The following is a 7741-nucleotide window of genomic DNA, read 5'->3' on the forward strand; positions in this document are numbered from 1 at the left end:
GTAAACCGTATCGCCCTCCACGTTTTCGATTATAGATAAAATTTATTTACCAGGTAAAAGACAATCCAAACGAAACAGCATTTGCTCTTTGCGTAACAGATGTCTCAAATAGAGGAACCAGATTATAACTGCCAAATATCCCCCAGTTTCTGTATCCTAAACGCAATGTTGCGTCCAATTTAAAGGGATTGAGGAAAAACGATCCCCTTTCTACGTATTTATATACTTCACCATTCTGTTTCGATTTCCTTTTAACATCCGAACCGATACGTACACCCGCCAGGACACCGAAAGCAATGTGTACATTCTTTCTGTAATCATCACTGGTATTTACCTGAAAAAGAACCGGAAGCTGCAGATAGCCAACCAACAAACGATTTCGCGTGTAATTCCAAACGGTATCCAGTTCAGCTGTCATCTCATTGTCCAGGTAGTTAAAATCAATCCTATTGTTTCTCTTGAAACCATAATGCGCAGCATTAAAACCAATACCACTTACAAATCCGAAATGATGTTTCGCAATAGGAAAATAATGTTCAAAAAGATTCACATTGAATGTCCATGAAGCCGACGGATCATTTTCCAGATAATCCGCTCCTGCAAAAGAGGTTCCTCCGGAAGAATTCAACAACATTCCCACACCAATATCTAATCCGGACCAATGTGCATACTTATGATCTCCGAGAATTTTATCCTTTCTCCGGTATCGGTTGTAGTACCCCTGATCTTTGCCATTCTTTTCAATGGCTATCGTCATGTTTGAGTCTCCCAGTTTGATTTTCGTAGTATCGGCCTCCTGACCATATCCGGTAAATACACTACCGCACAAAAAGAGGAAAAGTAATTTTCTCATTTCTTCTTGTTTTCTTTTTTGTTCTCGTCTTTGTTATTCTTAGAAAAGATTGATTTAACAAAACTTACCGTAAAGCGACCGATTCGCACATAAAACGCATCATTCTCACGCTTCAACTCAACGCTTTCATCAATCTTAATAGTTACTTTGTTCACAAGAGAAGAAGATTTCAAATCCTCATGTTCTTCAGACATAGCTGTAATATAGCTGGGTTCCTCACTAATATCAACAAGGGTTTTCTCCTGTTGCGGAATTTCTGTTTGCAACGCGATCACATCCATATCAAGATGTTGGTCCAATGTGATATTATCTACTTGCTTCAATCGGGGTAATGCAGCGTCCTCAGTATAATTTGTACGCGCATTATCAAAAGTATTGTCTGCCAGCCAGACCATTTTTTCTTCTCCCGAATTAATTGAGTTTTGAGGAGTGTTTTTCCCGCCATCCTGGATAACGGTCTCTTCATTCAAGAGATTTTCGGACGTAACATCAGGTGGTAATCCTTCTGCGACCAACTGTCCTCCCACATCCCTCGTTGATACTTCTCCTTCGTTCACATACGCCATACGCTCAGAAGAGTATAGCGACGGATTGTCACTTCTGAAAAAGGTCCACATAAACAAAATCGCTGCAGCGACTCCTGAAAAACGCAATAACCAAGGCATAACACGAACAGGTGCCTCCTGCATCAATAGCGCTTTTCTTGAAAACTCTTCTGCTCCCGGTTTAAGCGCAATCGACCGCATGAGTTTATACTCGTCTCTGCATTGCTCATTTTTTTCTATCATCACAGAAAGTTGCTTTTCTTCATTTGGTTTAGCAACATTTTCCGTTACTGAGATAATAAGGTTCAGAAGGTTTTCTTCGCTTTCCTCTTTATACAAAGAGTTTTTGCGACGGTTAGGAACATGACTGGTTAAGAGAACTGGCGTCGTATCCATTTCCTCCAGATCAGCTTCCAGATCAGAATTGTCTGATAAAAAATCAAACAACTCCTCAGCCAGTTCCGGAGACAATCTCCCTTCGCTTAAATCCAGCAAAAAGGCTTCATAGTTATTTCGCGTAATTCTTTTCATCGTTCGTCTAACACATAATCTATTTTTCTCAAATACTCTCTCAAATTTTTTCGCGCCCTGAAAATATACACTTTCACCTGCGACTCATTCAATGACAAAATCTCTCCTATCTCCTCGTAGCTATAACCTTCATAATCCCGCAGCAGTATCGCACTCTGTTGAATTTGGGGCAATCGCTCCAGGGCATTGTTCAGAATCTCCTGTAAGTCCGTCTGTTTTTGAAAGCTCTTTTGTTCCGACTGAATGTCTTCGCTGTAGCACATTCTGGCATCTTTCCGAATGTAGTCTATCATCGTTCGATAGGCCGCCTGAAAAAAATAACTCTTTGCTTTGGCGAATGAAATATCTTCAACTTTTACCCAAACTTTTTCAAAAACATCCTGGACAATATCCTCCGCTTTTTCAACATTTTTTATGTGTTTCAAAACGAACCGATAGATATTATCGGAGTAGTCTCTTACACAAATGTTGTACTCACTTACTGTCATTCGATTTTGTTCTCGTTTTTACTGAGACGGATTACGCCTTATTTTGTTACAGGATTATTAACAAATTTAACAATTAATTGTGGACAACACTTCCCAACAGATTCTGTCTCCCTGTTTTTCTTTCGGTTTAAGGAAGTAAATTCCACTCTCAAAAACCGGAATAATCCACCCAAGTCATCTCAATAGCTTCTAAAATTAGAATCAATTGTATTACCTTTGTCTATCACAATCAAATTCGAAAAACGTGGAAGAACAAGTAGTCCTTGTAGACAGAAGTGATAATCCCATCGGGCTGATGGGAAAAACAGAAGCGCATGAAAAAGGTCTTTTGCACCGTGCCTTTTCTGTTTTTGTGGTGAATGATAAGGGAGAGGTCCTTTTACAGAAACGTGCCGACTCTAAGTATCATTCAGGAGGGTTGTGGACGAATACCTGTTGCAGCCATCCAAGAGACGGTGAGGAAATTATCGAAGCCGGAAAACGACGTCTGCAGGAAGAAATGGGGTTTGTGGTAGATCTTACTTATGCCTATCCATTTATCTACAGAGCAGAATTGGATAAAGGTATGACCGAACATGAATTTGACCATGTAATGACAGGTGTTTTTAATGGCGAACCGGTTCCTAACCCCGAGGAAGTGGGTGACTGGAAATTCATGGCATGGGAAGATCTCGTTGATGACATGAAAAATAATCCTGAAAATTACACGGCGTGGTTCCGTATCATTATGCAGGAAAATGCAGACGAAATAAAAAAGTACTTATAGTCATACACTCCCGTCCTTTTGGCGGGAGTTGTTGTATAAATTAAATAAGGGAGTTATGAAAGTATGCAGACGAGAGACTTTCAATGCAGCACATCGGCTGTATAATCCGACATGGTCGGAGGAAAAGAATGACGAAGTTTTTGGCCTTTGCAATAACCCCAATTATCACGGACACAATTACGTACTGGAAGCCTGGGTAGAAGGAGAAATAGATCCGGACACCGGATATGTCATCGATATGAAGATATTGAAGCAATACATCCGGGAAGAAGTGATTGAACCCTTTGACCACAGAAACTTAAACCTTGACGTACCTGAATTTGCGCAACTAAATCCTACTGCCGAACATATTGCTATTGTTATCTGGAACAAGCTCAGGAAAAGACTTTCATCCCGACTTGAACTTACGGTACGTTTGTACGAAACAGAACGGAATATTGTAGAATATAACGGAAAATAAACGCGACTTACTCGCTGATCAGGAAGATAAAATTCTGCTGGGTATGATTCAACGGATCAAAAGGCACCAAAATCCCGTTCTCGACCACATTGATTGTATAGCCTAACCCGGTTAGTAAATCAAAACATTTTACCCGGTTCTCGTTGTCCCATAATTCGGCATAAATAACCGGATGTGTCCGTTGTATTATTTCAATTCCGCCGCGAAGTGCGAAAAACTCAAAATTTTCAACGTCCAGTTTAATAGCATCGACCTGTTCTTGCGGAAAAAGAGTGTCCAGCTTTGTACACTGTACTTCAAATTCATCTCCCTCGTTCCATTCGGTGATACTTTCATGTTTGACATGACTCAATCCCTGCATACGGGTTTTTCCCTGAACGGGTAGCACCATTTTGACGGTTTTTTCTTCGTCACCGACCGCCAGTTCATGCACTTCCACATTTTTGAGTCGGTAGCGTCGAATATTAGCGTATAGAACAGCGAGATTATCCGGTATAGGTTCTATTGCGTGGATCGTTGCAGCAGGAAATTTCTTTCCCAAATGCACCGTCATGATCCCCAGATTGGCGCCTATATCAAGGATTGTGGTAGGATGTTTCAACAGGTCAACAAACACAAAGAAATCGGCTTCTTTCTTATCTTTGCGAAGTGTGGCAATTTTAAAACGGGAAAAAACAATCAGATAACGCCTAAAACCAAGCATTCTCTGCAATAGATATTTAATTCCGTTTTTCACAACCAGCAAAATAGGGCGCAAATGTACATAAACTGTTTATGTAGTACAAGAAAAAAGGACTGACTTGCATTTTCTTTCATCACCACCCGATCGGGTAGTTATCTTTTTCGTTCCGGATTCTGCGTAAGAAAAGATTTCCAGTCTTTTGAGCCTGCCTTATTATTCTCTCCAATCCCTTTGGAAAAATAGTGACAAACAGCCGCAGCAAGACCGTCTGTTGCATCAAGATATTTCGGCATTTCCGGAAAGTTCAGCAGCGTTTGCAACATAGCCGCTACCTGTTCTTTGGAAGCATTACCACTACCGGTAATACTCTGTTTGATCCGCTTTGGGGTGTACTCTTCGTACGGCACATTCTTACTTAAAGCAGCCGCTATGGCAACGCCCTGGGCACGCCCCAACTTTAACATTGATTGTACATTCTTTCCGAAAAAAGGAGCTTCGATAGCCATTTCATCCGGCTTATACTCTCTGATAATTTCCTCTACCCGATCGTAAATCCGTTTCAGCTTATCCGGTTGGTTGCCCAATTTATGTAGATGAATCACGCCAAAATTGAGTAAACTGAGCTTTTTCGCCTGCACGTGTACTAACCCATACCCCAAAACGGTAGTACCCGGGTCAATTCCAAGAATTATTTTATCTTCAACCATTATTTTAAGCTACTTTGGCGAAATTACGGAAAATAAACGGGAAGATAATTACAACCATCAAGTTGCTGTTTAGCATCGGTTTGTTGGTGATCCTGCTGTATCAGCTCTTTCGGTTTGACAAATTTGCCCCCGAAGAAATTCTGCTTCGGAAACCGTCTCTTTTGTTCCTGGCATTTCTGCTTATGCCCATCAACTGGCTTATCGAGGGAATAAAATGGCGTATCATTCTGAAAAGTCTCCACGCAAAAGTGTCGCTTTCCAAAGTTGTTTTTTCATTGTTAACCGGTGTGTCTTCCAGTCTCTTTACGCCCAACCGGTCGGGGAACTTCATCGGAAGAATGATCTGGCTTCCGAAACGCCTGCAAATAGAAGCTTCGGTTCTTACGATATATGGCAATGTAGCGCAATGGATTGCTTCTATGTTCTTTGGAGCCATCGGATTTGCTCTTTTCGTTCATCTGGACTTTCCCGAAATATCAGGTTGGATGTGGGTTATTTTCTTTTTACTCACAACAATAATGGTTATCCTGTACCTCATACCGATGGTCGTACCACGGTTTATTTCCCGTTTTTTCTGGAAAAAATCTATGCAGCATGCAGCACTAGTTCTGCAACGGAATCACCAGCTGAAATGGCAATTATTGGGGTTGAGTTTACTAAGACACAGCATCTTTTCTATACAATACGTGCTCATCCTTTCGGCGTTTACGATCCCGGTTAATCTGGAATTACTATATGCCGTCTGGACTGTTTACTTCCTCATGACACTGGCTCCTTCCATTGCTTTCGGAAAGCTTCTGGTGCGGGAAAATATTGCCGTTTTTGTGTTAGCAGGTTTGATTCCTAATTCTGCTGTGATCCTGAGTTGCTCACTGATTCTTTGGTTTATTAATCTAAGTCTTCCGGCTTTACTCGGAGGAATAATCTGGTTGCGATGGAAGCCCTCGAAATCGTAGTAGCCCTCTGGATCAGTATTGCGCTCGGCTTTGCGTTGTATATTTTACTTTTTAATCTCGTTAGAAAGCGAAAGCAATCCCCGAAAATACGACCGGAAGAGCTTACTGTTATCATTCCATTCCGAAACGAAGAAAGCCGGATTCGTCCCCTTTTACAGTCTCTCAAAGCTCAAAAACAACTTCCCGCTGCATTCATTTTTGTAGATGATCATTCTACTGACAATGGAAAAGCCGTAATCCAACAAGAACTTTCGGAATCTGCCATTTCCTTTGCGATTCTTTCTCTTCCCCATCCTGTTTCGGGGAAAAAACAGGCTGTATTTGAAGGAGTTAAAAAAGTAAACACTCTCTATACACTGACTCTTGATGCAGATGTCGTAGTACCTGAAGATTATTTCTCCGTCCTTCCTGATCCCGGGAGTTACGCTATGATTTGTCTGCCTGTTCGTATGACAGGAGCTACTTTGGCCGGTAAACTCATGGAACTGGAGTACGGTAGTTTTCAACTGTTACAGGGAAGTGTTCCGGAAAATAATCCTCTGATGGCGAGTGGAGCCAATCTGCTATTCGCTACGAAAGATTACCTGACATACAACGACCTGTCACAACATGACCATCTGCTTTCGGGGGATGATCAATTTGCGCTTTCTCAATTCAAAAAACAGGGAAGAAAAGTGCGTTACACCCTCCATCCTGAACAAACGGTTGTCACACCTGTTCCGGAATCTATCGGAGCTTTGATCCGACAACGAATTCGCTGGATGGCGAACAATTCGGGAGGCACGGACTCCCGGGCCACTTTCTTTGCCGGGTGGGTGTTTTTGATTAACCTGATCTATCCGTTATCGTTTTTACTATTGATTGTACAAGCTGACTATCCGCTTGCTTTCCGATTATTTATTGTACGTTTTTGTGTGGATTTTATCACGTACATACCCTGGTTTACACGCTATCAAAACTGGAGTCTAGCCTTCTACCTTCCCTTATTACAATTTTTTTACCCGCTTTTACTCTGTTCAATCGGGTTGGGTTCTTTGTTTATTCACAAAGAGTGGAAGGACCGGTCGGTAAAACAGTAGTAGGTTACATTAGAAATAAACAAACAGTATAAGTCCAACAACCAAACCAACGATAAGTAAGGAAAGGTATCCCACTAAAATACCCCAAAACCATTTCTTGTTTTTCGCCTTAAGTTCTTCTTTTTTTGTTCGCTTATTACTGGCCATTCTAAAGACAGAATGCAGTGTAACAGGGAAAAACAAAGCTGCACAACCCAAAATTAATGGAACGACAAAATACGACATTGCCAATATAGAGAACGCTAGTGTAAGAAACAGGAAAATTGCCATCATTACCAACATTGCGTCACTTGCTTTCTTAAATTTATACGCATGACGTTCTTTTCTTTCCTCAATAGATTCCGGTTCCGAGTTACCGTTATAGCCCCGCTCAACTTCTACCTCTGAAATACCCTTCCTTTCAATGTTACTTTTCTTATCTGGTTTATTTCGCCTTGGTAAGGACTCTGCTATTGTTTCTGTTTCTTGTATCCGAACCGTTGTATTACTAGAAACCTCATCCGTTTTTTCAGTCTCTCTCCACTCCTCTTCTCTTAAAGAGAAGGCTCCTTCTGTTTTGTCTTCAGCTTCAAATGACCTGATAGCCTCCTCTTTTTCAGCTTTACTTTCTCTCCAGCCATATTCATAGCCTCTCTGATACTTCCGTTGATGGAATGACGATGTACCACATGAAA

The 7741-nt window shown here is 41.3% G+C and carries 10 protein-coding genes; 4 read left to right on the forward strand and 6 right to left on the reverse strand.

Annotated elements, in window-relative coordinates; genetic code table 11:
* Positions 1-46 precede the first annotated feature (46 nt).
* Genes AC4PL9_RS09390 through AC4PL9_RS09400 form a run of 3 tightly spaced genes read right to left on the reverse strand, consistent with a single transcriptional unit; the run spans position 47 to position 2417 of the window.
* On the reverse strand, positions 47-853 hold the full coding sequence (locus AC4PL9_RS09390; RefSeq protein ID WP_491604496.1) for an outer membrane beta-barrel protein: 807 nt from the start codon (positions 851-853) through the stop codon (positions 47-49).
* Complete coding sequence (locus AC4PL9_RS09395; RefSeq protein ID WP_491604497.1) at positions 850-1929, reverse strand: hypothetical protein; 1080 nt, start codon at positions 1927-1929, stop codon at positions 850-852. Before AC4PL9_RS09395 ends, AC4PL9_RS09390 begins: the two co-directional genes overlap by 4 nt.
* The gene (locus tag AC4PL9_RS09400; protein ID WP_491604498.1) at positions 1926-2417 is read right to left on the reverse strand and encodes an RNA polymerase sigma factor; all 492 of its coding nucleotides are present in this window, start codon (positions 2415-2417) and stop codon (positions 1926-1928) included. Before AC4PL9_RS09400 ends, AC4PL9_RS09395 begins: the two co-directional genes overlap by 4 nt.
* Before the next feature lie 244 nt (positions 2418-2661).
* Between AC4PL9_RS09400 and idi the strand changes: the two genes are divergently transcribed.
* Both idi and AC4PL9_RS09410 read left to right on the forward strand, forming a co-directional pair.
* On the forward strand, positions 2662-3183 hold the full coding sequence (gene idi, locus AC4PL9_RS09405) for an isopentenyl-diphosphate Delta-isomerase (protein WP_343790969.1): 522 nt from the start codon (positions 2662-2664) through the stop codon (positions 3181-3183).
* Between the two features lie 55 nt (positions 3184-3238).
* Positions 3239-3643, forward strand: a complete 405-nt coding sequence (locus AC4PL9_RS09410; protein ID WP_491604499.1) for a 6-pyruvoyl trahydropterin synthase family protein — start codon at positions 3239-3241, stop codon at positions 3641-3643.
* A 7-nt stretch (positions 3644-3650) separates the two neighbouring features.
* Here AC4PL9_RS09410 and AC4PL9_RS09415 read toward each other — a convergent pair whose 3' ends face one another.
* On the reverse strand, positions 3651-4346 hold the full coding sequence (locus tag AC4PL9_RS09415; protein ID WP_491604500.1) for an FkbM family methyltransferase: 696 nt from the start codon (positions 4344-4346) through the stop codon (positions 3651-3653).
* A gap of 131 nt (positions 4347-4477) precedes the next feature.
* Positions 4478-5032, reverse strand: coding sequence for a crossover junction endodeoxyribonuclease RuvC (gene ruvC, locus AC4PL9_RS09420; protein ID WP_491604501.1), 555 nt, complete (start codon positions 5030-5032; stop codon positions 4478-4480).
* A 14-nt stretch (positions 5033-5046) separates the two neighbouring features.
* Between ruvC and AC4PL9_RS09425 the strand changes: the two genes are divergently transcribed.
* Together AC4PL9_RS09425 and AC4PL9_RS09430 are read left to right on the forward strand one after the other, a co-directional pair.
* On the forward strand, positions 5047-5988 hold the full coding sequence (locus tag AC4PL9_RS09425; RefSeq protein ID WP_491604502.1) for a lysylphosphatidylglycerol synthase domain-containing protein: 942 nt from the start codon (positions 5047-5049) through the stop codon (positions 5986-5988).
* On the forward strand, positions 5967-7067 hold the full coding sequence (locus AC4PL9_RS09430; RefSeq protein ID WP_491604503.1) for a glycosyltransferase: 1101 nt from the start codon (positions 5967-5969) through the stop codon (positions 7065-7067). Before AC4PL9_RS09425 ends, AC4PL9_RS09430 begins: the two co-directional genes overlap by 22 nt.
* Before the next feature lie 9 nt (positions 7068-7076).
* Here the strand turns inward: AC4PL9_RS09430 and AC4PL9_RS09435 are convergent.
* On the reverse strand, positions 7077-7741 hold a 665-nt coding region (locus tag AC4PL9_RS09435; protein WP_491604504.1), incomplete at its 5' end, for a YrzE family protein.

Source organism: Wandonia sp., assembly GCF_984588085.1.